The sequence below is a fragment of the Streptomyces sp. NPDC048254 genome (genome assembly GCF_043201895.1).
Taxonomy (GTDB): domain Bacteria; phylum Actinomycetota; class Actinomycetes; order Streptomycetales; family Streptomycetaceae; genus Streptomyces.
On the sequence record NZ_JBICZJ010000013.1, the window covers coordinates 68,142 to 94,609 of the forward strand.

General features: G+C 72.6%; 25 protein-coding genes, 1 pseudogene and 1 riboswitch. Of the genes and pseudogenes, 17 read left to right on the forward strand and 9 right to left on the reverse strand.

Translation table 11 applies throughout. The annotated features are described in order from the left end of the window. Window positions 1-56 precede the first annotated feature (56 nt). Complete coding sequence (locus tag ACGFZQ_RS32390; protein WP_393843313.1) at window positions 57-374, forward strand: DUF2218 domain-containing protein; 318 nt, start codon at window positions 57-59, stop codon at window positions 372-374. Window position 375: 1 nt separating this feature from the next. On the opposite strand, the gene ACGFZQ_RS32395 is transcribed toward ACGFZQ_RS32390, so the two are convergent. Beyond that, on the reverse strand, window positions 376-1,185 hold the full coding sequence (locus ACGFZQ_RS32395) for a hypothetical protein (RefSeq protein ID WP_393843314.1): 810 nt from the start codon (window positions 1,183-1,185) through the stop codon (window positions 376-378). 141 nt (window positions 1,186-1,326) lie between these two features. Continuing rightward, the gene (locus ACGFZQ_RS32400) at window positions 1,327-1,584 is read right to left on the reverse strand and encodes a hypothetical protein (RefSeq protein WP_351703399.1); all 258 of its coding nucleotides are present in this window, start codon (window positions 1,582-1,584) and stop codon (window positions 1,327-1,329) included. A 160-nt stretch (window positions 1,585-1,744) separates the two neighbouring features. Here ACGFZQ_RS32400 and ACGFZQ_RS32405 point away from each other — a divergent pair, with 160 nt between their 5' ends. The 11 genes and pseudogenes from ACGFZQ_RS32405 (at window position 1,745) to ACGFZQ_RS32455 (ending at window position 12,078) form a co-directional block, all read left to right on the forward strand. Next, window positions 1,745-1,876 (forward strand): putative leader peptide, encoded by a 132-nt coding sequence (locus ACGFZQ_RS32405; protein ID WP_393843315.1) that lies wholly within the window; start codon window positions 1,745-1,747, stop codon window positions 1,874-1,876. 129 nt (window positions 1,877-2,005) lie between these two features. Further along, window positions 2,006-2,878, forward strand: coding sequence for a glutathione S-transferase C-terminal domain-containing protein (locus tag ACGFZQ_RS32410; RefSeq protein WP_393843316.1), 873 nt, complete (start codon window positions 2,006-2,008; stop codon window positions 2,876-2,878). Window positions 2,879-2,955: 77 nt separating this feature from the next. After that, window positions 2,956-3,079, forward strand: a riboswitch (SAM riboswitch). Between the two features lie 390 nt (window positions 3,080-3,469). After that, on the forward strand, window positions 3,470-4,450 hold the full coding sequence (locus ACGFZQ_RS32415; protein ID WP_393843317.1) for an amino acid ABC transporter permease: 981 nt from the start codon (window positions 3,470-3,472) through the stop codon (window positions 4,448-4,450). Next, entirely contained in the window at window positions 4,447-5,229 is a 783-nt protein-coding gene (locus tag ACGFZQ_RS32420) for an amino acid ABC transporter ATP-binding protein (RefSeq protein WP_393843318.1), read from the forward strand. The genes ACGFZQ_RS32415 and ACGFZQ_RS32420 overlap by 4 nt, the downstream gene beginning before the upstream one ends. A gap of 83 nt (window positions 5,230-5,312) precedes the next feature. Further along, window positions 5,313-6,337: pseudogene (locus ACGFZQ_RS32425) on the forward strand (ABC transporter substrate-binding protein). 24 nt (window positions 6,338-6,361) lie between these two features. Next, on the forward strand, window positions 6,362-7,075 hold the full coding sequence (locus ACGFZQ_RS32430; RefSeq protein ID WP_393843319.1) for a GNAT family N-acetyltransferase: 714 nt from the start codon (window positions 6,362-6,364) through the stop codon (window positions 7,073-7,075). A gap of 43 nt (window positions 7,076-7,118) precedes the next feature. Then, window positions 7,119-7,214: a putative leader peptide gene (locus ACGFZQ_RS32435; protein ID WP_351703418.1), complete on the forward strand. Its 96-nt coding sequence runs from the start codon at window positions 7,119-7,121 to the stop codon at window positions 7,212-7,214. A gap of 66 nt (window positions 7,215-7,280) precedes the next feature. Then, entirely contained in the window at window positions 7,281-8,486 is a 1,206-nt protein-coding gene (locus tag ACGFZQ_RS32440) for an LLM class flavin-dependent oxidoreductase (RefSeq protein ID WP_393843320.1), read from the forward strand. Between the two features lie 22 nt (window positions 8,487-8,508). Continuing rightward, window positions 8,509-9,882: an NtaA/DmoA family FMN-dependent monooxygenase gene (locus ACGFZQ_RS32445; protein WP_351745791.1), complete on the forward strand. Its 1,374-nt coding sequence runs from the start codon at window positions 8,509-8,511 to the stop codon at window positions 9,880-9,882. After that, window positions 9,879-10,961: an LLM class flavin-dependent oxidoreductase gene (locus ACGFZQ_RS32450; protein WP_393843321.1), complete on the forward strand. Its 1,083-nt coding sequence runs from the start codon at window positions 9,879-9,881 to the stop codon at window positions 10,959-10,961. The genes ACGFZQ_RS32445 and ACGFZQ_RS32450 overlap by 4 nt, the downstream gene beginning before the upstream one ends. Further along, entirely contained in the window at window positions 10,954-12,078 is a 1,125-nt protein-coding gene (locus tag ACGFZQ_RS32455) for an LLM class flavin-dependent oxidoreductase (protein ID WP_393843322.1), read from the forward strand. The genes ACGFZQ_RS32450 and ACGFZQ_RS32455 overlap by 8 nt, the downstream gene beginning before the upstream one ends. Window positions 12,079-12,081: 3 nt before the next feature. Here ACGFZQ_RS32455 and ACGFZQ_RS32460 read toward each other — a convergent pair whose 3' ends face one another. From ACGFZQ_RS32460 to ACGFZQ_RS32480, 5 genes are all read right to left on the reverse strand, one after another. After that, entirely contained in the window at window positions 12,082-13,152 is a 1,071-nt protein-coding gene (locus ACGFZQ_RS32460) for a phosphotransferase enzyme family protein (RefSeq protein WP_393843323.1), read from the reverse strand. Next, the gene (locus tag ACGFZQ_RS32465; RefSeq protein WP_393843324.1) at window positions 13,149-13,910 is read right to left on the reverse strand and encodes an ABC transporter ATP-binding protein; all 762 of its coding nucleotides are present in this window, start codon (window positions 13,908-13,910) and stop codon (window positions 13,149-13,151) included. Before ACGFZQ_RS32465 ends, ACGFZQ_RS32460 begins: the two co-directional genes overlap by 4 nt. Next, entirely contained in the window at window positions 13,907-14,671 is a 765-nt protein-coding gene (locus tag ACGFZQ_RS32470; RefSeq protein WP_382531818.1) for an ABC transporter permease, read from the reverse strand. The genes ACGFZQ_RS32465 and ACGFZQ_RS32470 overlap by 4 nt, the downstream gene beginning before the upstream one ends. After that, on the reverse strand, window positions 14,668-15,705 hold the full coding sequence (locus tag ACGFZQ_RS32475) for an ABC transporter substrate-binding protein (protein WP_393843325.1): 1,038 nt from the start codon (window positions 15,703-15,705) through the stop codon (window positions 14,668-14,670). Before ACGFZQ_RS32475 ends, ACGFZQ_RS32470 begins: the two co-directional genes overlap by 4 nt. A gap of 122 nt (window positions 15,706-15,827) precedes the next feature. Then, window positions 15,828-16,748 carry an ABC transporter substrate-binding protein gene (locus ACGFZQ_RS32480; protein WP_393843326.1) on the reverse strand — a complete coding sequence of 307 codons (921 nt, stop codon included), beginning with the start codon at window positions 16,746-16,748 and terminating at the stop codon, window positions 15,828-15,830. A gap of 392 nt (window positions 16,749-17,140) precedes the next feature. On the opposite strand from ACGFZQ_RS32480, the gene ACGFZQ_RS32485 reads away from it, so the two are divergent. Next, complete coding sequence (locus tag ACGFZQ_RS32485) at window positions 17,141-17,992, forward strand: sulfurtransferase (protein WP_393843327.1); 852 nt, start codon at window positions 17,141-17,143, stop codon at window positions 17,990-17,992. A 199-nt stretch (window positions 17,993-18,191) separates the two neighbouring features. On the opposite strand, the gene ACGFZQ_RS32490 is transcribed toward ACGFZQ_RS32485, so the two are convergent. Then, a complete protein-coding gene (locus ACGFZQ_RS32490; RefSeq protein WP_393843328.1) occupies window positions 18,192-19,271 on the reverse strand; it encodes a M12 family metallopeptidase in 1,080 nt (359 codons plus the stop codon). A gap of 94 nt (window positions 19,272-19,365) precedes the next feature. On the opposite strand from ACGFZQ_RS32490, the gene ACGFZQ_RS32495 reads away from it, so the two are divergent. Beyond that, window positions 19,366-21,093, forward strand: a complete 1,728-nt coding sequence (locus ACGFZQ_RS32495) for a LuxR C-terminal-related transcriptional regulator (RefSeq protein WP_393843329.1) — start codon at window positions 19,366-19,368, stop codon at window positions 21,091-21,093. A gap of 105 nt (window positions 21,094-21,198) precedes the next feature. On the opposite strand, the gene ACGFZQ_RS32500 is transcribed toward ACGFZQ_RS32495, so the two are convergent. Further along, entirely contained in the window at window positions 21,199-23,763 is a 2,565-nt protein-coding gene (locus ACGFZQ_RS32500; protein ID WP_393843446.1) for a CHAT domain-containing protein, read from the reverse strand. Window positions 23,764-23,912: 149 nt separating this feature from the next. Here ACGFZQ_RS32500 and ACGFZQ_RS32505 point away from each other — a divergent pair, with 149 nt between their 5' ends. Genes ACGFZQ_RS32505 through ACGFZQ_RS32515 form a run of 3 tightly spaced genes read left to right on the forward strand, consistent with a single transcriptional unit; the run spans window position 23,913 to window position 26,463 of the window. Then, window positions 23,913-25,352: a S8/S53 family peptidase gene (locus tag ACGFZQ_RS32505; RefSeq protein WP_393843330.1), complete on the forward strand. Its 1,440-nt coding sequence runs from the start codon at window positions 23,913-23,915 to the stop codon at window positions 25,350-25,352. A gap of 35 nt (window positions 25,353-25,387) precedes the next feature. Beyond that, a complete protein-coding gene (locus ACGFZQ_RS32510; protein WP_393843331.1) occupies window positions 25,388-25,987 on the forward strand; it encodes an RNA polymerase sigma factor in 600 nt (199 codons plus the stop codon). Further along, window positions 25,984-26,463 carry a hypothetical protein gene (locus ACGFZQ_RS32515; RefSeq protein ID WP_351745757.1) on the forward strand — a complete coding sequence of 160 codons (480 nt, stop codon included), beginning with the start codon at window positions 25,984-25,986 and terminating at the stop codon, window positions 26,461-26,463. The genes ACGFZQ_RS32510 and ACGFZQ_RS32515 overlap by 4 nt, the downstream gene beginning before the upstream one ends. The last annotated feature ends 5 nt before the right edge of the window (window positions 26,464-26,468 follow it).

Here is a 26,468-nt window from a genome sequence, read left to right on the forward strand (position 1 = left end):
CCGGACGTAGCGTGAGCCCGTCACCGTATGTCCGCCCGCAGTACCGGGAGTCCCCGATGGCCCGCTCCGAAGCCCGCGTCACCACCGACCGCCCCGCCCGCTACGCCAAGCAGCTCGCCGCACACCTCGGCCGCCGCTCCCGGACCAGCTGGGACGAGGAGACCGGCACCGGCGGGATCGTCTTCGAGAACGGCACCGGCACCCTCACCGCCATCGAGGGTGCCCTGCTGCTCACCGTGGAGACGGCCCCCGAGAACCTCGATCTCCTGGAGGGCGTCGTCGGCCGCCATCTGGTCCGCTTCGGCACCCGCGACGAACTCCTCGTCGAGTGGCACCGCGACAACGGCGAACCGGGCACCACCCAGAGCAACTGAGCTAGTCGAACTGGCTCGGCAGCGGTGCCGGGGTCTTGCCGGACAGGACGTCCTTGAGGCGCTGGGCGCCGGTCTGCACGGCCAGTGCGGTGCTGTCGTGGTCGACACCGGACAGGCCGCCGTTGGTGACCGCCGCCCCGGAGGCGCCGATGCGCAGCACCGCCACGTCCGTGGTGTAGGTGGCGGACTGGCCGTTGGCGTTGCCCTGGACGGTCACCGTCAGGGCCTCGCGCGCGTCCCCCGACTTCGGCACCTTCGCCGAGACGACCTGCACGGTCCGCTTGCCGCCGTCCTTGCCGGTGGCGGTGAACTGGGCGCACTCGTCCGGCAGGGTCTTCAGCCAGGCCAGCGTGGCGTCCAGGTTCGCCGAGCCGTAGTCGCCGACCTGGTACAGCATCCGGGCGTCCTCCGAGGTGAACCCGCGCAGCCCGGAGGCGCCGGAGGCGCGGCCGAGGAGGCTGTCGGAGTAGAGGCCGTCCAGGAGGTGCTGGCAGTCGGCGGCGTCGGACTTGGCGGTGAGGAAGCCGGCCACGTCGACCTTGCCGACCAGCATCGAGTTGCGCCAGGTCGCCGCGTCGGTGGCCGGCTGCCAGTTGTCCTCGATGTCGGCCGGCGTGATCAGCGCGGCCTGCGCGCCCGCCCTGGTGAGGGCGGGGGTCGCCGACGGGGACGCGGGGGAGTGCTCGCCGGCCGGCGAGACGGACACGGCCTCGGGGCCGCCGCTCTCGTCCGTACAGGCCGCCGTGGCGAGCAGAATCCCCGCCGCCAGGGCCGAGGCGAGAACACGCACGGGTCGGGACGGACGGATCATCGCGACTGCCTCCTCGGGAACGCGGTCCGTCACTGCGCGGGGCAGCGGTGCTGCGTCACTGCGCGGGCGACGGCGGTACGTCCCTCCACGCCACCATCCGGCACGGCCGCCGACCACCCGCGCGTGTCGTTCGGGTGAGCGTCATGATCCGGGAGCCGTGATCCGCACCTTCCGGCTGCCGCAGCGCGGGCACACCGCGTCGGCGAGCGGCGACCGCACGGCCCGGCCGGCCTCGTCGACGTACTCCAGGGTGCTCTGCAGGTCCGGGTCGGCGATCGGGTCGGTGAAGAACACCGCCTGGAAGGCCGCCTCCCAGGCCTTGCCGCACCGTCCGCAGCTGAACGCGAAGGTCTCGGGCACGGCGCCGGGCACGGGCCCGGGACCCGGGGGCTCGCTCATCGCATCCGGCTCCTGTCACTCGGCCTGCGTCTCCAGCGGACCGCCGCTCCCGCCCGGCGGCAAGCCGGGGCCGGGTGTCCCAGGCGTGGACGCCCCCTTGACGGCACGCGGAGGCCGATCGACACTCCAGGTGGGAATCCTAGTGAAAAGGTAGGGAAAGATGGGTCGGCTGCGCACGGTCACCGGCAGACAGCGCCGAGGGAGCCGTACGCCCTGCCCCGTCCCGCTGCTCACCTCCCGCCTGCACATCGACCTGCTGCGTGTGTGCAGCGCCATCAGCCGCACCGGCTGAGCCCCCGCTCCCGGCCGTACCAGCCGTACCGACCGAGCGCCCGCCGTCGGCCGCACCCGCCGACGCCCACCCACCGACGAACGCTTCCGCCGCGCGTACGTCCGCGCGTCCGCACCCCCGGGGAGACGTATGTCCATCACTCCGCTCGCCGCCCTCCCGCCCGTCCGGACCACCCCCGCCTTCCGGGGCCGCATCGGCCGGGACGCGCGCAGCGGCCACTACGCCGTGCCGCGCCGCTACCGCCTCCACCTCGCCACCGCCTGTCCCGACGGCCTCCGCATCGCCGTCGGTCACAGCCTGCTGGCCCTCGACGACTGTTGTCCGGTCACCTATCTGCCCGCCGTCCCGGACTGTCCGGACGGCAGCCACACGGCGCTGCGCCCGCTGTACGAGGCGAGCGCCCACCACTACTCGGGGCCGGCCCTCGCGCCGGTACTCAGCGACGACTGGTCCGGCCGTATCGTCTCCACCCACAGCCGGGACATCCTGCGTGACCTGGACCGCCACTTCGGCGACGGCGTCACCCGGCTGTACCCGTGCGGTGCCGAGGCCGAGATCGAGGCCGTCGAGCGGCTGTGCGCCGAGGGCATCGAGCAGGCGGCACAGCACGCCGGCCGAGCGGGTGGCGACCCGGGGGCGCTGGAGGTGCTGCTCGCCGCCCTGGACGAGCTGGAGCGCCGGCTGACCGGGGCGGAGTTCCTGGTCGGCGGTCAACTCACGGCAGCAGACGTCGAGTTGTGGGTGACCCTGGTGCAACTCGACACCGTGCACCGCAATCACCTGGACGCCGCCGCCGTGCACGCCGTCGCCGGCCACCCGGTGCTGTGGGCCTACGCCCGCCGGCTGGCCGCCCACCCGGCCTTCGGCGCCCACCTCGACCTCGACGGCATCGCCCGCCGCCACCACGGCCGTTGCCAGGGTCTGGAAGCCGCCGGCGCGGCCGTCCAGATCCTGGACTGGGCGGGCCACGCGGCGGACGCACCCGGCGTTCCGCGCAGGTGAGAGCGGCCCGAACCGTTTCGCCAGTCGGACAGGCGTTGACATTCGTTCGGGCAACTGCGTTACTTACGGACCAGAACGGTCAAGAGCGTCAGCGTCAAGCCCTGGCTTGCTGACCGGCAACCCTCGCATCGCGGTGGGGTGCCCCAGGTGACGACCGGACCGATGACGTTTCGGCAAGCGACGATTCGGTAAGCGCGAGGCCCCCCGGGGGCCAGCACGACAGTGACAGGTGACGGACATGTACGCAGCTTCCAGGACGGCCGAGCGCCGCACCTCGGGCTGCGTACGCCCGTATCCGAGCCCGCTCGTCGCCGACCGTGCCGTCGACCTGCTCCGTGTCAACAGCGCCCTGTGTAGCGCGTGTACCGCACCGGGCTGCGCCCGCTGTCGGGTCTGACCAGGCTCTTCCGCCGGCTTCCCGCAGCTTCGCGCCTCAGCGTCCCCGTCGAAGCACCGGCCGCCCGGTGTGCCGCCGTCCGCCCAGCCCCCCTGCCCCGCGCGCCCCCGTGCACCGTGCCGTCCGCCCGCATGCGGCCCGGTCGTGCGGTCCGGCCGTGGGACCCGGGGTGTCCGACTCCGCCGGAGCCCGCCATGACCGAACCCCCAGGCACCGTGTCCCTCGCCGAGGCACCGCCGCCCACTGACGAAGCGTCAAAACCCATCAAGGCACAGCGAGTTCAGCCACTGCGCCGCCCCGGCCGGTGGATCGCCACCGCCGTCGTCCTGGTGGTCGTCGCGCAGTTCGCGCACGGACTGGCCACCAACCCCTTCTACCAGTGGGACCGGTTCCGCTACTGGTTCCTGCGGCCCACCATCCTCGACGGCCTCGTCGTCACCCTCGAAGTCGCCGCGCTCAGCGCCGTGCTGGGCCTCCTCGGCGGCGTCGTGCTGGCCGTCGCCCGGCTCTCCGGCAGCCCCGTGCTGCGGGCGGTGAGCTGGACCTACACCTGGCTGTTCCGCTCGATCCCGCTGATCGTCCTGCTGATCTTCCTCTACAACTTCTCGGCCCTGTACCAGACGTTGAGCCTGGGCGTGCCCTTCGGCCCGTCCTTCGTCAGCTTCGACGAGTCGAAACTCGCCACCGACATGGTGGTCGCCGTGGTCGGCCTCAGCCTCAACGAGGCGGCCTACGCGGCCGAGGTGGTCCGCGGCGGCATCCTCTCCGTCGACCAGGGCCAGCACGAGGCGGCCGCCGCACTCGGCCTGCCCAAGAGCTACCAGTTCACCCGGATCGTCTTCCCGCAGGCCCTGCGCTCCATCGTGCCGAACTACGTCAACCAGCTCATCGGGCTGATCAAGGGCACGTCCCTGGTGTTCTACGTCTCGCTGCTCGACCTCTTCGGCTCGGTGCAGTCCATGGGCAGCACCTACCCCGGCGACATCGTGCCGCTGCTGCTCGTGGCCACCGTCTGGTACCTGATCCTGACCAGCGCCGTCTCCGTCGTCCAGTTCTACGTCGAGCGGTACTTCGCCCGCGGCGCCACCCGCACGCTGCCGCCGACCCCCCTCCAGAAACTCCGCACCGGCCTCGGCGACCTGCGGGAACGGATACGCCGGGAGGCCGCCGCATGACCACCGCACCGGACATCGCGCCCGCCGCCCTGGAGATCCACGACGTCCACAAGTCGTACGGCGCCCACCGCGTCCTCGACGGCATCGACCTGACCGTCCGCCCCGGCGAGGTCACCGTCATCCTCGGCCCGTCCGGCTCCGGCAAGTCCACGCTGCTGAGGGTGGTCAACCACCTGGAGAAGCCCGAGACCGGCTACGTCAGCGTCGGCGGCGAACTGGTCGGCGTGAAGCGCCACGGCGACCGGCTCAAGGAGCTGAGCGAACGCGCCATCCTGGCCCAGCGCAGCCGGATCGGCTTCGTCTTCCAGAACTTCAACCTGTTCCCGCACCTGACGGTCCTGGACAACGTCGCGGCCGCCCCCGTCGCCACCGGAAAGCTGACCAGGCCCGAGGCCCAGCAGCTGGCCAAGGAACTCCTCGAACGGGTCGGCCTCGGCGAGCGCGTCGGCGCCTACCCGCGGCAGCTGTCGGGCGGCCAGCAACAGCGCGTCGCCATCGCCCGCGCCCTGGCCCTGCGCCCCGGCATCATCCTCTTCGACGAACCGACCTCCGCGCTCGACCCCGAGCTGGTCGGCGAGGTCCTCGCCGTCATCAAGGACCTGGCCTCCGGCGGCACCACTTTGGTGATCGTCACCCACGAGATCGGCTTCGCCCGCGAGGTCGCCGACCGGATCGTCTTCATCGACGCCGGAAGGATCGTCGAACAGGGCCCGCCCGCCGACGTCCTCGACCACCCGCGGCACGAACGGACCCGGGACTTCCTCCGCAAGGTCCTCTGAACCACCCGCCTTTCACTGGAACCACCACCTCTTTCCCTTGAACCACCCCCCTTTCACTTGTCACTGAGACACGAAGGACGGCCATGCCCACGCTCCTCTCCCGACGCAGCCTGATCCGCGGCCTCACCACGGCGACCGCCGTAGCGACCCTCGCCACCGGGCTCGCCGCCTGCGGGGGCGACAGCGACGCCGCGACCACGACCGACAACGCCAAGAGCGGCGAGGTCGTCATCGGACAGGTCTCCAACGGCGCCGCCCAGCAGACCACCGTCAAGGTCTCCGAGGTCAAGTCCATCAGCGCCGAACTGCCCGCCTCCGTCCGCAAGAGCGGCAAGCTCGTCATCGGCGAGGGTGTCCTGCCCGCCGGATTCCCGCCGCTCGCCTACGTGGGCAGCGACCAGAAGACCCTCACCGGTTCCGAACCCGACCTCGCCCGGCTGGTCGCCGCGGTCTTCGGCCTCACGCCCGAGCTGAAGAGCTTCACCTGGGAGAACATGTTCGTCGGCATCGACAGCGGCAAGGTCGACGTGGCCCTCTCCAACATCACCGACACCGAGGAGCGCAAGAAGAAGTACGAGTTCGCGTCCTACCGGCAGGACAACCTCGCCTTCACGGTGCCGAAGAAGAGCACCTGGAACTTCGACGACGACTACGAGAACCTCGCCGGCAAGACCGTCTCCGTCAGCGCCGGCACCAACCAGGAGAAGATCCTCCTGGAGTGGAAGGCCAAGCTGGCCAAGGAGGGCAAGAAGCTCACGGTCAAGTACTACCAGGACAGCAACAGCGTCTACCTGGCCCTCAACAGCGGCAAGATCGATGCTTATCTCGGCCCCAACCCCGGCATCGCGTACCACAACAAGCAGACCGCCAACACGCCCAACGCCACCCGCACCGCAGGTACCTACTCCGGCGCGGGCGCCAGCCTCCAGGGCTGATCGCGGCCACCGCGAAGAAGGACAGCGGCCTTGCCAAGCCGCTCGCCGACGCCATCAACTACCTGATCAAGAACGGTCAGTACGCCAAGTGGCTGGCCGCCTACAACCTCTCCAACGAGGCCGTCGCCAAGTCCGAGGTCAACCCGCCCGGGCTGCCGCTGGACAACTCCTGACCGGTCGTCAGGGAGAACGCCACCATGACCGTTGAAGCATCCCGCGGCGTCCTGGACAACGCCGTCTGGTCCGCACTCGCCGGTCCGCACGCCCACCTCGCCGAGCGCTTCGGCCGGGCCGCCCGCTACCCCGACGACGTCTACGCCTACGCCGCTCTCGCCGACCCCACCGACCCGGAGGCCTGGGCCGACCTGCACACGCTCGTCGGCCCCGGCACCACCGTGAAGATCAAGCCGGTCGAGGAAGCACCGCCCGGCTGGGAGGTGGTCGGCGGCGGGGTGGGCGTCCAGTTCGTCGACACCGGGCTGCGGGCCGAGCCCGATCCCGAGGTGGTCCGGCTCGGCTCGTACGACGTGCCCGAGATGCTGGACCTGGTAGCCCGCACCGAGCCCGGCCCGTTCCGCAAGCGGACCGTCGAGATGGGCGCCTACCTCGGCATCCGGCACCGGGGACGGCTGATCGCGATGGCGGGGGAGCGGCTGCGGCTGCCCGGCTGGACGGAAATCAGCGCGGTCTGCACCGACCCCGGGCACCGGGGCCGGGGCCTGGCCACCCGCCTGGTGCGCGCCGTCGCCGCCGGCATCAGGGAACGCGGTGACACGCCGTTCCTGCACGCCGCTGCGGGCAACGCGACGGCGATCCGGCTCTACGAGTCCCTCGGCTTCACCGAGCGGCTGCGCACCCGCACCCTGCTGGCGCGCAGCCCGGGAACAACCCCGAACGCCGGGCTGTTGTGAGTCACGACGAGATGTCCACGGAGCAGGCCGGGAGGTGCGGGACGTGACACGTGTCCTCAGCCCCAGCCGCCGTACCGTCCTGCACTCCCGGCCGCACATCGACCTGGTGCGCGTGGCCGGCGCGCTCTGTTGTTCCTGACCCGTTGTCCTCGCCGCGCCCCTCTCCTCGGCGCGCCCTTGTACGGACCTCCAGGAAGGCACCACTGTGTCCTCATCTCCTTCATCCCCTTCATCTCGTTCTCCCCTGCATCTCGCCGTCGCCCTCGACGGCACCGGCTGGCACCCCGCCTCCTGGCGCGAGCCGGTCGCCCGCCCCCGCGACCTGCTCACCGCCGGCTACTGGGCCGGCCTGGCCGCCGAGGCCGAGCGCGGTCTGCTCGACTTCGTGACCATCGAGGACGGTCTCGGCCCGCAGTCCTCGCACTTCCTGGAGCCGGACGAGCGCACCGACCAGGTGCGCGGCCGCCTCGACGCCGTGCTCATCGCCGCCCGGATCGCACCCCTCACCCACCACATAGGTCTGGTGCCGACGGTGGTGGCCACCCACACGGAGCCGTTCCACATCTCCAAGGCGATCGCCACCCTCGACTACGTCAGCACCGGCCGCGCCGGCCTGCGCGTCCAGATCACCGCCCGCCCGAACGAGGCCGGCCACTTCGGCCGCCGTACGATCCCGCGCATCGAGGCCTACGACAGCCCGGTGGTGGCCGACCTGTTCGACGAGGCCGCCGACTACGTGGAGGTCGTACGCCGCCTCTGGGACAGCTGGGAGGACGACGCCGAGATCCGCGACGCGGCCACCGGGCGCTTCGTCGACCGCGACAAGCTGCACTACATCGACTTCGAGGGCCGCCACTTCAGCGTCAAGGGCCCCTCCATCACCCCGCGCCCGCCGCAGGGCCAGCCGCTGGTCACCGCGCTCGCCCATCAGACGATCCCGTACCGGCTGGTGGCCCGGCAGGCCGACCTCGGCTACGTCACTCCGCACGACTCCGGGCAGGCCCGCGCGATCGTCGCCGAGATCCGCGCCGAGCAGGCGGCGGCCGGCCGGGCCGTCGAGCCACTGCACGTCTTCGGTGACCTGGTGGTCTTCCTCGACGACACCGAGGCCCGGGCGACCGCCCGCCGGGAGCGCCTGGACGAGCCGGCCGGGACGCCGTACACGAGCGACGCCCGGATCTTCGCCGGTACGGCAGCCCAACTCGCGGACCTGCTGGAGGAGTTCGCGGCGGAGGGGCTCACCGGCTTCCGGCTGCGGCCCGCCGTCCTCGGCCACGACCTGCCGCGCATCACCGAGGGCCTGGTACCCGAGCTGCAACGCCGGGGCCGCTTCCGGACCGCCTACGAGGCCGACACCCTGCGCGGCCTGCTCGGGCTCGCCCGCCCCGCCAACCGCTATGCCGCCGCCTGAGCCGGAAGGGACCGCACCCGACATGAGCAAGCCCCTGAAGCAGATCCACCTGGCCGCGCACTTCCCCGGCGTCAACAACACCACCGTGTGGAGCGACCCGGCCGCCGGCAGCCACATCGAGTTCAGCTCCTTCGTGCACTTCGCGAAGACCGCCGAACGCGCCAAGTTCGACTTCCTGTTCCTCGCCGAGGGGCTCAGGCTCCGCGAACAGGGCGGGAAGATATACGACCTGGACGTCGTCGGCCGCCCCGACACCTTCACGGTGCTGACCGCGCTGGCCGCCGTCACCGAGCACCTCGGGCTGACCGGCACCATCAACTCCACGTTCAACGAGCCCTACGAGGTGGCCCGCCAGTTCGCCAGCCTCGACCACCTCTCCGACGGCCGGGCCGCCTGGAACGTGGTCACCTCCTGGGACGCCTTCACCGGCGAGAACTTCCGGCGCGGCGGCTTCCTGCCGCAGGACGAGCGCTACGCCCGCGCCAAGGAGTTCCTCGCCACCGCGCACGAGCTCTTCGACTCCTGGCGCGGCGACGAGATCCTCGCCGACCAGGCCACCGGCACCTTCCTGCGGGACGCCAAGGCCGGCTCCTTCGTCCACCAGGGCGAGCAGTTCGACATCCACGGGCAGTTCAACGTGCCGCGCTCCCCGCAGGGCCGCCCGGTGATCTTCCAGGCCGGCGACTCCGACGAGGGCCGGGAGTTCGCCGCCGCCGGCGCCGACGCGATCTTCAGCCGGTACGCCACCCTCGAAGGCGGCCAGGCCTTCTACACGGACGTGAAGTCCCGGCTCGCCAAGTACGGCCGCAGCCACGACCAGTTGCTGATCCTGCCCGCCGCCAGCTTCATCCTCGGCGACACCGACGAGGAGGCGGCGGAGCTGGCCCGCCACGTGCGCCGCCAGCAGGTCAGCGGGGCCACGGCCCTCAAGCACCTGGAGTTCGTCTGGAACCGGGACCTGTCGTCGTACGACCCGGAGGGCCCGCTGCCCGAGATCGACCCGGACGTCAGCGCGGAGCACATCTCGCGCGGCCGGGCGCAGGTGCGGATGTACCGCGACCCGCTGGCCATCGCCCAGGAGTGGCGGGAGCTGGCCGCGGCCAACAAGTGGTCGATCCGCGACCTGGTCATCGAGACCGGCAACCGGCAGAACTTCATCGGCACCCCGGCCACCGTCGCCCGCACCATCAACGAGTACGTCCAGGCGGACGCCAGCGACGGCTTCATCCTCGTCCCGCACATCACACCGGGCGGCCTCGACGTCTTCGCCGACAAGGTCGTACCCCTCCTCCAGGAACAGGGCGTCTTCCGCACCGACTACGAGGGCCCCACCCTGCGCGACCACCTGGGCCTCGCGCACCCCGACGCACCGCGGGGCGAGCGGGTGGCGTCGTGAGATTCCTGGCGATCACCCTGATCGTGCACCGCCCGGATCCGGTCACGGGGACCCAGAAGTCCACCCACGAACGGTTCCGCGAGGTCATCGACAACGCCGTGCTCGCCGAGGAACTGGGCTTCGACGGGTTCGGGGTGGGGGAGCGGCACGAGCGGCCGTTCATCTCCTCCTCGCCGACCGTGGTGCTCAGCCATGTCGCCGCGCTCACCCGGCGCATCCGGCTCTTCACCGCGGTGACCACGCTGAGCCTGCTCGACCCGGTCCGCGCCTACGAGGACTACGCCACCCTCGACCACCTCTCCGAGGGCCGCCTCGACCTGATCATCGGCAAGGGCAACGGCACCGCCCAGCGCGAGCTGTTCCATGTCACGCCCGAGGACCAGTGGGACCGCAACGCCGAGAGCTACGAGGTGTTCCAGCAGCTGTGGCGGCAGGACAAGGTGACGGCGAAGACCCGGTTCCGGCCGGAGCTGACGGACGCCGAGGTCTGGCCGCGCCCCTACCAGCGGCCGGTCCGGGTCTGGCACGGCAGCGCCACCAGCCAGGAGTCCGTCGACCTCGCCGCCCGCTACGGCGACCCGCTGTTCTCCGCGAACGTCACCAACCCCATCGAGCCCTACGCCGAGTTGATCCGCTACTACCGGGAACGCTGGGAGCACTACGGCCACGACCCGGCGGACATCGCCGTCGGCGCGGGCACGGCGGGCCTCCTGGTGGCGCCCTCCACCCAGCAGGCGCTGGCCGCCTACCGCCCGGTGTTCGAGGCCAACCTGGCCTTCTTCCGGCGGGCCGGACTGCCGGTGGTCTTCGAGACCCTGGAGGACTTCGTCGAGCGCAGCTCGGCGCTGATCGGCAGTCCGCAGCAGGTCATCGAGAAGGTGCACCGCTACCACGAGCAGTTCGGGCACACGGTCCTGCATCTGCACGCCGACGCGGGCGGGCTGACGGACACCCAGCACCGCGACTCGCTGGAGCTGTTCCAGTCGGCGGTGGCCCCGGTCCTGCGCAAGGACATCCCCGACCCACCGTTCCCGTGGGCACCCGTACTCCCGGCCGCCGAGGAGCCCGCACATGTCTGACATCCCCCTCGGCGTCCTCGACCTGGTGCCGGTCCCGAGCGGTGCCACGGCTGCCGACGCCCTGCGCAACTCCATCGAACTCGCGCAGCGCACCGAGGAGTTCGGCTACTCCCGCTACTGGTTCGCCGAGCACCACCTCAACCCGGGCGTGGCCGGCACGTCCCCCGCGGTCGTCCTGGCGCTCACCGCCGCCGCGACCTCCACCATCCGGCTCGGCTCCGGCGCCGTACAGCTCGGACACCGCACCGCGCTCGCCACCGTCGAGGAGTTCGGCCTCCTCGACGCCCTGCACCCGGGCCGCCTCGACCTGGGCCTGGGCCGCTCCGGCGGCCGGCAGCCCGGGGAGAAGACGGAGAGCCCGACGACGACCCCGGTGGTCGACGGCCGGGCTCCCAACGGCCTGGTCGTCCCGCCCCGCTTCTCCTTCGCCCGCCTCCTCGGCTCCCCGCGGATCGCGCTCCACCGCAAGCTGCTTCTGCTCCCGGGCGCCGAGTCCCAGGACTACACCGAACAGATCGACGACATCCTCGCGCTGCTCGCCGGTACCTATCGCACCGAGGACGGCGCCGAGGCGCACATCGTCCCGGGGGAGGGCGCCGACCTCGAACTGTGGATCCTGGGCAGCAGCGGCGGCGAGAGCGCACAGGTCGCGGGTGCCCGGGGCCTGCGCTTCGCCGCCAACTACCACGTCAGCCCCGCCACGGTCCTGGAGGCGGTGGACGGCTACCGGTCGTACTTCCAGCCCTCGGACGTCCTCGACAAGCCGTACGTCAGCGTGTCCGCCGACGTCGTGGTCGCCGAGGACGACGCCACCGCCCGCGAACTCGCCACCGGCTACGGCGCCTGGGTCCGCAGCATCCGCACCGCCGAGGGAGCCATCCCCTTCCCCACCCCCGACGAGGCCCGGGCCCACGCCTGGACGGACGAGGACCGGGAGCTGGTCCAGGACCGCCTCGACACCCAGTTCGTGGGCAGCCCGCAGCATGTCGCCGACCGCCTGGAGCAGCTCCAGGAGGCCACCGGCGCCGACGAGTTGCTCATCACGACGATCACCCACGACCAGGCCGACCGGGTGCGCTCGTACGAACTCCTCGCGGCGGAATGGCGTCGGCGCTGAGCCTCACACCTGCGCGGCCACCAGCTCAAGGAGCCGGTGGCCGACCGCTCCCGAGAACCACTCGGCATGGCCGACGTAGTACTCGTACGCCAGCCGGGCGTTCGCCCGGGACCGGGTGACCCCGTGGAAGTAGTCCAGCTCGGACAGGGCGAACTCGGCGTGCACGAGCGGCAGGAGGGCGGGCAGGGCCGCTGATTCGGCCGCGGTGAGCGGGCGTACCGACTGGTATCCGTGCAGCAGCCCGATCGCGTGCTTCGCCTGGACCGGGCGGTCGGGGTCGAGCCACTGCACGGTGTTGCGTTCCAGGGCCGTGGCCAGGTCGTGCACCGCGGTGGTGCGGTCGCTCATCCCGAAGTCCAGGACCGTGGCGACCTCGCCGTCCTCGCCCCACAGGAGGTTGGAGGCGTGCCAGTCGTTGTGGGTCCACAGAGGGTCGAGACCCGGGAGGTGGGGTGCTAGGCGTTCGTGGAGCGGGAGCAGGACGCGACGGGTGTCCTCGCGCCACGGGAAGTCCGCCAACGCCCTTTCCAGGCACGGGCGTTCGGCCACGTAGGTCCGCAACGCGGGCCACGGGTCCGGGGCCGCGAACACCGTGAACGACGCGACCAGCGGCTGCGGTGACCGGCGCGGTGCCGCGAAGCCCTCCGCCGCCAGGTGCAGCCGGGCCAGCGCCTCGCCCGCCGCCCTGGCGTGGGCCGTACTGCGGAACGGCGACCAGGACAGCGCGTCCCGGTACAGATCCGTGCCCCTCCCGGCCGAGTGCACCTCGTACGTCCACTCGCCGCGCTCCACCAGGTCCAGGACCTCCACCACCGGCGCCCCGCGCTCCCGCAGATGGCGCAGGAAGGCGTGTTCCTCCGCCAGGCCCCGCGGGGTGCGTACGGAGACATGGTGCCGTTTCACGAACAGCCGCCGCCCGTCCCGTTCCACCACGGCCGCCGCCGACAGCGGACGCGGGCTGCGCCACACCACCCGGGCCGGGCCGGTCACGGCGGTCACCTCGGCGTCGGTCAGCGGCGGCCAGTCCGGCTCCACCGGCTCGGTGCCCAGACTGTGGGCGAGATGCGCGGTCACGGAGCCGTCACCGCCGTCGTCCCCCGCAGGGCGTCCAGGATCCGTCGTTCCGTCGCCGCGAACTCCGGTGCCGTGAAGTCGTCGGCGCCGCGCGGGCGGGACAGCGGGACCTCGACGCGGTCGACCACGGTGGCCGGGCGCGGGGACAGGACGTGGACGGTGTCGGCGAGCAGCACCGACTCCCGGATGTCGTGGGTGACCAGGACGATCGTCCAGCGGTGGCGCTGCCACATGCCGGCCAGCCACAGTTGCATCTCGGTGCGGGTGAGGGAGTCCAGCGCGCCGAACGGCTCGTCGAGGAGCAGCACCGGCCGCTCCAGCACCACCGTGCGCAGCAGCGCGGCCCGCTGCCGCATGCCTCCGCTGAGCTGGGAGGGATACGCCTGCTGGAAGCCGTCGAGGCCGAAGTCGGCGAACAGCGCGTCGGCCCGCGCCCGCGCCACCTTCTTGCGCACCCCCTGCGCCTCCAGGCCCAGCGCGGTGTTGTCGAGGACCGTCCGCCAGGGGAAGAGCAGGTCCTTCTGCGGCATGTAGGCGACCTTGCCGGAGGCCACCCCGGCCGGCTCGTCCTCCACCAGCACCTGGCCGGAGGTGGGCCGGTCGAGGCCGGACACCACGTTGAACAGGGTGCTCTTGCCGCTGCCGCTCGGCCCGATGACGGCGGCGAACTCGCCCGGTTCCACGGTGAGGTCGAGGTCGCGCAGGACTTCGAGGTCCCCGAACGACTTGCTCACCTTCGCGACGCTGAGACCGCTCATGGCCGCCGCTCCTTCCGTTCCCAGGGCAGCACCAGCCGCTGCAGCAGATAGGTCGCCCCGAACAGCGCGATGCTCAGCACGGCCGTCACCGCCACCGCCGCGAAGACGAGGTCGGTCCGGAACGCGCTCTTCTGCGCCTGCATGTAGATCCCGAGCCCCGACTCGGCGCCCGCGTACTCGGCGAACACCGCACCGACCACGGCGTAGGTGATGCTCACCCGCAGCCCGGCGAAGAAGTACGGCATCGCGCTCGGCACCCGCACCAGCCGGAACGCCCGCCGGCGCCCGGCGCCGAGCGAGCGCAGCAGCCGCATGGCCTCCCGGTCGGTCGCCGCGAAGCCCGCCGCCAGATTGGCGGCCAGCGGGAAGAACGTCGTCAGCGTCACCACCAGCATCTTCGGCAGCAGGCCGAAACCGAACCAGATGATCAGCAGCGGGGCGACCGCCACGATCGGGATCGTCTGGGATGCGACCAGCAGCGGGTACAGGCCCCGGCGGGCGGCGGCGGAGAAGTCCAGCACCACCGCCACCAGCCAGGCCGCCGCGAACGACAGCGCGAAGCCGAGCAGGGTCTCCTGGAGGGTGGGCAGCGTCTGGTCCCACAGGTCCTGTCGGTTCAGCCAGCCCTGCTCCACCACCCGCGCGGGGGAGGGCAGGGTGGTCGGATCGACCCCGGCCGCCGTCACGTACAGCTGCCAGCCGCCGACCACCACGGCGAGCACCAGCAGGGGCGGCCACAACGACCGCAGTACGGACCTCACTTGGTGTCCGGGAGGTAGGCGTCGGTGAAGAACGTCGAGGTGTCCGGAGCCTTGGTCAGCTTCTTGCCGTTCGCGTCGACGAGCAGCCCGGCGCCGTACTCGAAGTCGGCGAAGGCCTTCCAGCGCGCGGCGCTCTGGGTGCCGGTCGTGCCGTCGGCCGCCTTGTAGTACTCCTTGGCCAGCAGCTCCGAACTCTCCTTCACCAGCTTCGTGTTGGTGAGCACGCTCTTGTTGGCGGCGATGAGCAGGTCGGCGGCCCGGTCGGGGTCGTCCGCCGCGTAGCGGTAGCCCTTGTCGACGGCGGCCAGGAACTTCTTCGCCACCGCCGGGTTCTTCTTCAGGAACTGGTCGGAGGACGCGATCAGCGTGGAGTAGATCGCCGGGAAGCCGTAGTCGGAGAGCTGGAAGTCCTTCAGCGGCTTCCCGCTGAGCTTGGCCTCCAGGCCCTCCCAGGTCGGCATCGGCATCGCGAAGTCCGCCTTGCCCGCGTACAGCGCCGCGTACGCCGAGGTGTTGAGGGTGACCTGCTTGAAGTCACCCGTGCCGCCCGCGTTCTTGATCACCTTCTGGAGCAGCGGCTTCTCGTAGGGGGCGCCGAACCCGGCGTACGTCTTGCCGTCCAGGTCCTTCGGCGAGGTGATGTCGGTGCGGTCGGCGCGCACCGAGACGGTCACGTCCGTCTTCTGGGTGACGGCGTAGGCGGAGGTGATGTCCTGGCCGGCGGCGCGGGCCGTGGTGACACCCTCCTGGTAGGAGATGCCGAAGTCGGCCTTGTGGTTGGCGATCAGGGTCTCGGGCGCGGTCGAGCCGTAGGGGATGATCCTCAGGTTGATACCGGCGTCCTTGAACCAGCCCTTGGCCTGGGCGACGTAGATCCCCGTGTGGTTGGTGTTGGGGGTCCAGTCCAGGGCCAGGGTGACGGTGGTGGTGCCGTCCTTGGCGGCGGCCGAGGAGTCGGCGTCGGCCGAGCAGGCGGTGGTGACGGCGAGCAGTGTCGTGGCGGCCAGGGCCGACAGCGCGGTGCGGCGGAGCATGCTGGAGGGGTCCTTCGTACGGGGAGGGGAGGGAAGCCGGGCGGCGGTGCGGGGCGGTCAGGCCCGACACAGCGCGCTGTCCACCCGCTTGAAGTCGACGGCGAGCCGCCGGGTGAGCAGGGTCATGCGGTCACGTCCAGCAGGCTGTTGGTGAACGACCGGTGCCAGTCGTGGTCGTGCGCGATGGCACCGTTCTCGGCGAGCCAGTGCGCGTAGGGACCCATACGGCTCTCGTCGATCACACCCCAGCGCCCCTGCGGATCGGTCCACGTGGGCGCGATCAGGGCGAGGGAGCGGGCGATGAGCGGGCGCGGGAAGTACGGGATGACCCGCTCCAGCATCTCCAGGGTGGCGTCGGGCTCCCCGGCGGCGGTGGCGTATCCGCGGGCCGTCACGGTCAGGAAGTCCCGCACCAGGGCCGGCTGCTCGTCGCGCAGCCGCTCGCTCGTGCCGAGCAGATAGCTGTGGTAGCGGGGTGCGCCGATCTCGTCGACCGGCCAGGTCAGGCGCCGCCGCTCGGGCAGGTCGCCGCGCAGGGCGTCCCAGGACCAGTAGTTGCCGAAGGTCGCGTCCGCCTCGCCCGCCTCGATGTCGTCCACGGTCAGCTCGCGGGCGCCCGCGTCGACCGTGATCACCGCGTCCGGGTCGCCGCCGTCCGCCGCCACCAGATGGCGGACCATGGCCCGCCCGCGCGGGGTCGGGTTGAAGGCGAGACGACGGCCGGCCAGGTCGCGGGGGCGGCTGATGCCGGTCGAGGTCGTGGTCTGGATCGCCTCCAGACCGCGGTGGTTGATCGCGGCGACCGCGACCAGCGGCTGGCCGAGCGCCGCCCGGCGGTCGAGCAGCCGGTTCGGCGGGAAGATCCCGAAGTCCACCTCGCCCCGGGCCAGGTACTCCAGCGTGTCCCCGCGCCCCGGATCCTGCACCACCAGTTCGACGTCAAGCCCCGCGGCCGCGTACCAGCCGTGGGCACGGGCGACGTAGAGACCGGCGGAATTGGGCCATGGATGGAAATAGTCGAGCATGACCCGTATGTGCGGCATGGGGGTACTCCGAAGATGGCGTGCGCGGGCGCGCGGGGATGAGCGGGATGCGGGAGGCGGCGGTCAGCGGGACCGGCGACAGCAGGTGCGACAACAACAGGAGCGGGCAGCGTGGTCGGGCACCGGGGACTGCGGCTCTACTGCTGTGGACACGTGGACTCCTACGCGGGGCGCAAAGCGCTTCTGGTGCGGTCGGCGTCCCCATGGGGATCGCGCCCGCGCTCGGCGAACGGATCCCAGACGCCCTCTCAGCCCGGTCGGGGAGGGGCTCCCGCGTAGATGGCCGAAACCATAACCGCAGCTCCCGCATGCCGCGCAAGCCGTATCCGAAATGTGGGACCCCGTTGCCCAGTAAGTGAGACATCCAGGTCACAGGCGTACGATCGGCGGCCATGACCACCCTGCTCCCCGGCCCCCTGGTCGACGCCGACTGGCTCGCGACCCACCTGGACGACCCGCGGCTGGTCGTCCTCGACGCCACCGCGCTGCTGCCCTCGCCCCGCCACGACGGCGACCACCGCTCCGCCTCCGGCCGCGCCGGCTGGGCCGAGCGCCATGTCCCCGGCTCCCGCCACGCCGACCTCACCGGCGACCTCTCCGACCCCGGCGCGCCGTACCACTTCGCCGTTCCGGCACCGGACGCGCTGGCCGCCGCGCTGGCGCGGCTGGGCGTCGGGGAGGGGGCCGAGGTCGTCGCCTACGACACCGGCGGCGGTATCTGGGCCGCCCGGCTGTGGTGGATGCTGCGCGCGATCTCGGTCCCGGCCGCGGTACTGGACGGCGGCCTGGCCGCGTGGGAGGCCGCGGGGCGGCCGGTGGCCACGGGGGACGACGTCTCCGAGCCCGCGGTCGCCGTACCGGTGACGCCGGTGCCGAGGGCCGAGCTCTGGTCGGACATCGAGGAGGTGGCGGCGATCAGCAGGGGGGAGCGGCCCGGGGTGCTGGTGTGTGCGTTGCCCTCCGGGGGTTACGCCGGGAACGTGCCCACCCGGTACAGCCGGCGGGGGCATATTCCGGGGAGTGTGAGCCTGCCTGGGCGGGGGCTGCCGGCCGCCGAACTCGAAGCGAAGGTGCGGGAGTTGGGTGATGCCTCGCCGGTGGTGCTCTACTGCGGCGGGGGGATCTCGGCGGCGGGGGCGGCGCTTGCGCTCACGCTGCTGGGCCGTGAGGACGTGTCCGTGTACGACGGTTCGCTGGAGGAGTGGTCCAAGGACCCTTCGCGGCCGCTGGAGTTGGGCGGCTAGCGGGAGGGGTGGGGCGGTGCGCTGCCGGGCGCGGGTGCGTGGGGGCTGGTCGCGCAGTTCCCCGCGCCCCTGCGTGGGTATCCGGAGCGTGTCCGGTATGGCCGCGGCACGTATCCCTCCCCCGAAGGCTACGTGCCGCGACCGCTTCCCCCGGTGTCGGACAGTGGTCCGACCTCCGCGTCTCGGTCGTGTGCCGGTGTCACCAGCACATGACCGCTGTCTCCCCCGACCCCCACGTGGAATGGAGACGGACGCGGACGAAGTAGCGGCGGCCCTTGACGAGCCGGACCCTGATCCCGGTGTTGTGCGGGGTGCCCCCGTCGTCGTGGCCGGCGAGGTAGCGCGGTTCCCCGTCGCGCTCCTCGAAGACCACGACGACGGAGTCGCTCTCTCCGAAGGTGCCCACGCTGTACACGCGGGTCTCCGGCGGCTCCACGGCGAAGTCCGCCTGCTCGCCCGGGCCGAGGCCGAGCGGCGCCGAGCGGAACGGCACCAGCGTGGCCGGGGCCTCGGCGGGCGGGTACCAGCGGAGCACGAACTCCTTGTCGGCCGGGGACAGCGAGCCCGGCGGGTACAGACCGCTGTGGTACTGCTCCGGCTCCAGGATCAGCCCCGGGCCGAAGGGGTACTGCATCACGGACTGCGGGTCCCACACCGAGCCGTTGGCCTCGGCCGGGTCCAGCCTGCGCAGGATGTTGAAGTCCGTCCTGTCCCGGCTCCAGTGGTTCGGCGGTCCGGCGAGGTCGGTGTAGACCGCCTCGTCGTCCCAGTGGACACCGGCGAACGGACTCTGGTGCTCGTGCCGCATCCCGAGCGCGTGCCCGATCTCGTGCAGGGCCGTCCAGCGCCCGCCGGGCTCGGTCAGGTCCCAGCCCAGGTTCATGGTGCGCTCGCCCGCGCCCACCGAGAGCGCGTCCCGGCCGACCGCCGACCAGGAGCCGTCGCCCAGCTGGAAGCCGATCCGCAGCTCGGCCTCGCACCGGTCGGAGACCTCGGCGAACATCACCCCGATGCCCAGGTCCCGCCACTCCCGGAAGCACTCGCGCACCACGTCCCGCTGCTCCTTGGCCCCGGCCCACGGCACCCGGCGGGTCTCCCCGGTCCCCGGGACCGGAATCACCGAGGCGTCGGTGTCGGCGTCGAAGAAGTAGTAGTGCAGGGTGGTGCCGTTGACCCACATCCGCCGCCCGCCGACCAGCGCGCTCAGCCGCTCGGCGGCCAGCCCCGGGGCGAACGCCGGGTCCGACTGCCGCGGAAGCGAGCAGTAGCGTCGGGTCATGCGCCCAGACTGCCGTTCCGCCCGGCCGGACGCCTGAGTCGGGAGCTACTCAAGTCCCCCTGTATCAGAGCTGAGTAACGCGACTCATACTCACGTGACGAGTTACGAACAGGACGCGCGGACCCTCGAACTCCCTTGGCCGTTCACCGGCCGGGAGGACGAACTGGAGCTGGTCAGGCGGTCACTGGGCATCGGCCGGCAGGGTGTCGTGGTGACCGGCCCGGCCGGCGGCGGCAAGACCCGGCTGATCACGGAGGCGGTGCGGGGCACCGACTGTGTCCGCGTGACCGGCACCCCCGAGACCTCCGCCCTACCGTTCGCGGCGTTCGCGCACCTGCTCCCCGGCCGGCTCTCACTGCCCGGCGCGATCCAGCACCTCGCGGGGGTACGGCTCCTCGTCGTCGACGACGCCCACCTCCTCGACGAGGCCTCGGCCGCCCTCGTCCACCAGCTCGCCGTGCACGGCCGGACCCGGCTCGTGGTGGCCGCCGCCGACCCGGCACCCCGCCCCGGCGCGGTCTCCCGGCTGTGGACCGGGGAACTGCTCACCCATCTCGCCCTGGAGCCGCTCCCGTACGACGAGACGGCCCAACTGCTCGCCGGCGGCGGCCTGGAGCCGCTCACCGTGCGCCGGCTGCACCGGGTGTGCCGGGGCGATCTGCGGCTGCTGCGGGAGCTGCACGGCGCGCTGCGCGAGTCCGGTGCGCTGACCCGGGTGCCGGACACCGGCGCATGGGCCTGGCACGGCCCGCTGCCGCTGACCGCGACCGTACGGGACCGTATCGCGCCCCTTCTGGACCGTTTGGACCCCGGCGAACGCGACGCCCTCGAACGGCTCGCCTTCGCCGAGCCGCTGCCGCCCCACCTCGACGAGGGCCTCGACCTCGGCATCCTCGAACGGCTGGAGACGGACGGCCTGATCCATGTCGACGACCGGGGCGCGGTCCGCCTGGCCCACCCGCTGCACGGCCCCGCCCTGCGCGCCCGAGCGGGCCGGCTCCGGTCTCGCCGCCTGGCCCGCACCCCGAGCCAGTGCGAGCCCGCCCTGAAGGACGAGCAAGAGCAACTCGCGACATCCGTGGACCAGTTGAACGTACGGGAGGTGCCGGCCCCGGTGGGGGAGTGGCTGGCGTCGGGAGGCCTGCCCGTACCGCCCGGGTACGCGGCCGTGCGTGCCCGGTACTCGCGGCTTCGGGGGGAGCTGCGAGAGGCGGCGGCGTGGGCGAGGGAGGGACTGCGGACGGCGCCGGGCGACGCCTCCTGCCGTACCGAACTCGCCTGTGCCGCCGCCGAGGCGGGAGAAGCTGCCGTAGTGCGCGGGGACGGGGGTCTCGCGCACTACGGCGCAGTACGGCTGGGGGAGCCGGCGGGGGCCGCCGGGCGGCTGGACGGCGTCCTGGCACGGCACGCGGAGGCCCTCGCGCGGGGCGACGGGCCCGCCCTGGACCGGGCCGCCGAGGCGCTGGCCGAGCGCGGACTGCTGCTGTTCGCGGCGGAGGCGCACGCCCAGGCGGTCCGCGCGCACCGGGACCCGCGGGCCGCCCGGATGTCCCGCACCCGCGCCGTCGCCCTCGCTCGCCGCTGCCAGGGCGCCCGCACCCCGGCCCTGTCCGGCCTGGTCCTCGGTGAACTCACCGCCCGGCAGCGGCAGATCGTCACGCTCGCCGCGACCGGCCTGAGCAACCGCCAGATCGCCGAGCGGCTGACCCTGTCCGTACGCACGGTGGGCAATCACCTCTACAGCGCGTACACCCGCCTCGGCGCGAGCGACCGGGCGGCACTGCCGTGGCTGGTGGAACAGCCCGAGCAGAAAACGGCGTGAACGCTCCAGCGCCCCAAAGGGGCGCGGGGAACTGCGCGACCAGCCACGACGGCGCCGCACGACGGTCCTTCGCCGCGCCCCCGCCGAGCCGCAACCGCGGTCCGCTCACGCCGCCCCGAAGGCCGCGAACGCCCACCCCGTCGCCTGGTGGACCGTGTCGCCCGGCAGGGCGGCCCGGGCGTCCCGCAGTGCCTCCGCCAGTGACAGGCCGGCGCCCAGGCCCTTGTGCAGGCCCAGCATCAGAGGGACCACGGCCGCGTCGTTGACGGGCGCACTGCTCGCCACCACGCCGGCCGTGCCCAGCGGCAGCAACGCCGTGACCAGGCCGAGGAGTTCGTCGGCGCCGACCGAGGCGAGGCGGGCGGTGTCGCAGCTGGAGAGGATGATCCGGTAGGGGCTGCGGGCGAGGCGCTCGAAGTCGTGGACGATCAGCGGGCCGTCGGCCATGCGCAGCGAGGAGAAGAGCGGGCTGTCGGCGCGGAAGGTGCCGTGCGCCGCGATGTGCGCCAGCGTCGCCCCGTCCAACTCTTCGAGCACACGCGGGACGTGGGCCTCGTCGTGTTCAAGGATCCGTGCCGTCGCGTACCGGCCCGCCACCTCGGGCACCTCCGCGCCCCCGGTCGCCAGTCCCGGCCCGCGGACCAGCACATGGCGGCCGCCCGGCGGCGGCTCGGTCTCCCGGGCCCGCAGCCAGCTCCCCGCCGACGGCGACACGCTGAGCACCCGCTCCCGCAGGGACGGCAGCAGGGCCCACGGCACCCGGTGCAGCGCCCCCGGCGGGACGATCACCACCGGCCCCGAGCCGAGTTGGTCCGCGGCCGCGCCCAGCAGCAGCTCCTCCAACCGCCGCCCGGCGGCCTCGACCACCGCGAGCCGCCCCTCCGCCCCCGGATGCGCGAGCCGCCGCAGCCCCGCCTGGACGTGCTCCGCCTCGGCGACGGCCTCCGCCAGCGGGCCGCCTTCGAAGCGCCGTACCCGGCCCTGCCCGCACAGCAGGATGTGCACCCGCCCGTCCAGGACGGCGAGTTCGGCCAGGCGGGCGTCGCCGAGCCGGTCGAGCAGCCGGGCCGTATCGAAGCGGTCGCCCTCGCCGGGCGCGTCGCCGCGGATGTGGTGGGTGCGGGAGCGTATCTCCCTTTCCAGACGGCGCTGTTCGCGTTCCAGGGCGGGCACCGGGCGGCCCTGCCTGCGGGCGTCCTCCGCGCGGGACGCGATCTCACGGAACGCGGTGAGCGAGGTGAGCAGGGCCGGGTCGGCGGGCGGCCGGGTCGGGGGAGTGGACAGGACCGTGGCCCGCCAGCGTTCGCTCCACTCCAGCAGCCGGCGCGGTCCGCCGTGCGCCAGGCTCGCCTGCTGGGCCAGCGCGGCAAGCTCCGCGCCCTGCGCGGTGGCCCGGGCCCGCAACTCCGAGGCGCCCAGCGTCATCCGGTGGTCGTCGAGGACGTCCAGGCCGCGCCGGCAGGCCTCCAGCACGCCCCGCCGGGAACCGGCCGCCCGGGCGCGCAGCGCCTGCGCCGCCCAGCCGGTCATCCGCGCCAGCGGCGGTCCGCCGTGCCTGCTGCGCGCGGCCACCGCGAGATGCCGTTCCGCGTCCGCCGTCCAGCCCAGCGCCAGCGCGATCCGCCCGGCGAGCAGCGAGGCCTCCGGCGCGGCCGGCGCCCCGAAGGACGCCAGCTGCTCGGCGACCGCCGCCGCGTCCTGCACCAGCCGCCCCGAAGCGGCGCCGCCCGCCACCCGCGCCTCGATCAGCACCAGCCGGGCATGCGTCTCCCACCAGCTGCGCCGCTGCCCCGAGAAGAGCCGAACGGCGACGGCGGCACGGGCGATCGCGGTCTGGGCGTCCCCCGCCGAGCGCGCGGCCCGGGCGGCGGTCAGCAGCAGCTCGGCCTTGCGGGTGGACTGCCCGCCGATCCGGTCCAGGGCCGCGATCGCCGCGTCCGCCTCGGCCAGCGCCTCGGGGGCGAGCCCGGCCGCCATCAGCACCTCGCAGCGCGTGATGTAGAGCATGAACGGCGGGGTGTCCAGCTCGGCGTACCGCTCCTTGGCCGCGGCCAACAGCCGCAGCGCCGCCGGGATGTCGCCGGACCGGTACGCGGCCAGGCCCCGGTTCTCCACGGCGACCGCCTTGTCGTGCTCCTGGCCCGTCGTCTCCCACAGCAGCTCCGCCGCCGTGAAGTCCGCGTCCGCCCGCTCCACCGCACCCACCGCCAGATGCACGGTGGCCCGCACGCTCAGCGCCCGCGCGGTCCAGATGACGTCATCGGCCTGCCGCAGCACCGGTATCGCCCGCCGCAGGTCCTCCAGTGCCTCCTTGTGACGGCCCAGCACCCACGAGGCGAACGCCCGCCGGTACAGCACCCGCGCCCGGGTGTGCCCGTTGCCCCGGGCCACCCCCCGGTCCAACGCGGCCAGTCCCTGTCGCGTGCGCCCCGCATGCACCAGGGCGACTCCGAGGGTGCCGAGGACATCCGCCTCCCGCTCCGCCGAGTCCGCTCGGGCCGCGAAGTCCCGGGCGCGCCGCAGATGGCCGAGGGCCACGGCAAGGTCCCCGAAGTCCCGCTGCCAGATGCCGATGACCTGGTGGGCGACGGACGCGTCCAGCGGCGACGGATCGGACTGGAGGACGCGTTCGGCCCGCGCCAGGGCCTCACCGGGGGCGGCGAACACCATCGGCAGGAGCTCCGTTACCGATTCGCTTCGCGCAGTCACCCCTCGGATGGTAGTGGCCTGGGCATACATGCCCCACAGGTTTGACGCTGTATCAAGCGGCGGGCCCGTGAATCTGACTGAAGAACGCCGTTACCGGGGGAGGACAGGCCATGGCACCTCAGCGATTCCATGAGCAGTTCGATCAGATCCAGCGTTCCATGCCGGACGTACCACTGGCGATGGGGCCGGACGACGCCGCCGAGTTCCTGTACGAGAAGGGGGTGGTCCTCGCCCGCGACGGCGAGGAGGCACGGGTCGTCGAGGACACCGTGCGGGCCCACTTCACCGCGACCACGGGCCTGGTCGCCGACCACGTGCTCAGGGCGGGCCCGGAGACCAACCGCACCGGCGTCACCCGCATCCGGGTCGGCGACCCGAACCACGGCGACCGCACCGGCGACCGCGCCGTCGGGCACGCGCTGCGCGCCCTGCGGGAGGCGGAGGGCCGTACCGGCCGCCGCCTGGTCAGCCGCAACCACGTGGTGTCCACCACGAACGCCAACTCCTGCAACCCCTGCGAACCGCTCCCGGCTCTGCTCACCCAGACCCCCAACCCGCAGCCCGTGGCGGGGAGTTACGACCCGGACACCGCCGTCAGCGTCCTGGTGATGGACACCGGTCTGGTGCACGACTACCGCTCCTACCCGCTCCTCGACCGCGTCCAGGGCGACCCGCAGCTCGCCGAGACCGGCGCCGACGGTGTCCTTCAGCAGTACGTCGGTCACGGCACGTTCATCGCCGGTCTCATCGCCGCCCTCGCCCCGAACACGGACATCACCGTCACCAACACCATGAACGACGCGGGCGCCATCCTGGAGTCCGAGTTCGGCGGCAAGCTCTTCGAGGCGGTCGACCAGCACGGCTGGCCGGACGTCATCAGCCTCTCCGCCGGCACCCCGAACGGCAGCGCCGACGGACTGCTCGCCGTCGAGGCCTTCATGGACGCCCTGCGCGAGCAGTCGACCCTGCTCGTCGCCGCCGCCGGCAACAACGGCAGCGCCACCTCCTTCTGGCCCGCCGCCTGTGCCGGCCTGTCCGGCTACGGGAACGCCGTTCTCTCGGTCGGCGCGCTGCGCAGCGACGGCGAGTACGGCGCCTGCTTCACCAACCACGGCAGCTGGGTCAAGGTCTACGCCCCCGGCGAGCAGCTCATCGGCGCCCTGGCCGGCTTCGACGCACCCGTGCCGTACGTGTACCAGCACACCACCTACGAGGCCTGCCGGTTCGGCTTCACCTACGCCTGCACCTGCCAGTACCCGCGCCACACAGGCGTGTTGACCGACACCGGGACGACCGGCCCCGGCAAACCGGACCAAGTGATGTTCGAAGGGTTCGCACAGTGGAGCGGAACATCGTTCGCCACCCCCATCGTGGCCGGCCTCGTCGCCGACCGGATGACCACGCACAAGGAGTCCGACCCGCGTACGGCGGGCACCCGGCTCCTGGAGAACATCTCGGAGTACGCCGAGGTGCGTGGCACCGCCGTACCGGCGCTCCGCCCGGCGAGCTGGCAGCCGGTCCCGGTCGTCAGGCTGGCTACGACGGCCTGAGTTCCGGAACACTCCCCTCCACGGCGTACGATGACTTGCCGTACACGAGGGGTGGGACCGTGGACCGAGCAGAGGTCGGCGCGCTGGTCCAGTCCGCCGTCGACGGCGACGCGGCGGCCTGGAAGGCGCTCGTGGAAGGGCTGAGCCCACTGGTGTGGTCAGTGGTGCGCGCGCATCGGCTCTCCGACGCCGACGGGCACGAGGTGTACCAGACCGTGTGGTTCCGTTTCGCCCAGCACCTGGGCCGGATCCGGGAGCCCGACAAGGCGGGCTCCTGGCTGGCCAGCACGGCACGCAACGAGTGCCTGAAGGTGATCCGCGGGCTGACCCGGCTGCTGCCGACCGACGATCCGCAGGTCCTGGACCGGGTCAGCGACGACCGTACGCCCGAACAGTCGCTGATCGACGCGGAGGACCGGGCGGACGAGGCCGAGCGGATCCGTCTGCTGTGGCAGGAGTTCGAGGAACTCGGCGACCGGTGCAGGCAGTTGCTGCGGGTCCTGATGGCCTCACCGCCGCCCAGCTATGTCGAGGTGTCCGTGGCGCTGGGGATCGCGGTGGGCAGTATCGGCCCGCTGCGCCAGCGCTGTCTGCGCCGGCTGCGGGCCCGGCTGGACGCGAGGGGGGCGGTATGAGCGACGACGGGTTCCCGGTGGAAGAGGACCTGGACGGCACCGACTTCGACGCGGACCTCCTGGAGGAGGAGCTGCGTCAGGCGGCCGCAGTCCTCGACCCGCTCCCGGCCGGGCTGCTCCAACTGGCCATGGACGCCTATGTGCTGCACGACCTGGACGCCCGGGTCGCCGAGCTGACCTTCGACTCCCTGGTCGACGCCATCCCGGTCAGAGGGGCCGAGGCGCCACCGCGGATGCTGACCTTCCAGGCGGGCGATCTCACCGTGGACATCGAGGTCACCGACGAGGGACTGCTGGGCCAGGTGCTGCCCCCGCAGTCCGCGCGGATCGAGGTGCTCGGCGGTCCGGCGGCGGTCCGCCCGCTCACGGCCGACGGCATGGGCCGCTTCGCCAGTGACACCCCGCCCGCCGGCCCGTTCGCGCTCCGGCTGCGGACCGGCGGGGACGTGATCGTCACGGAGTGGCTGCGGGCCTGAGCCCG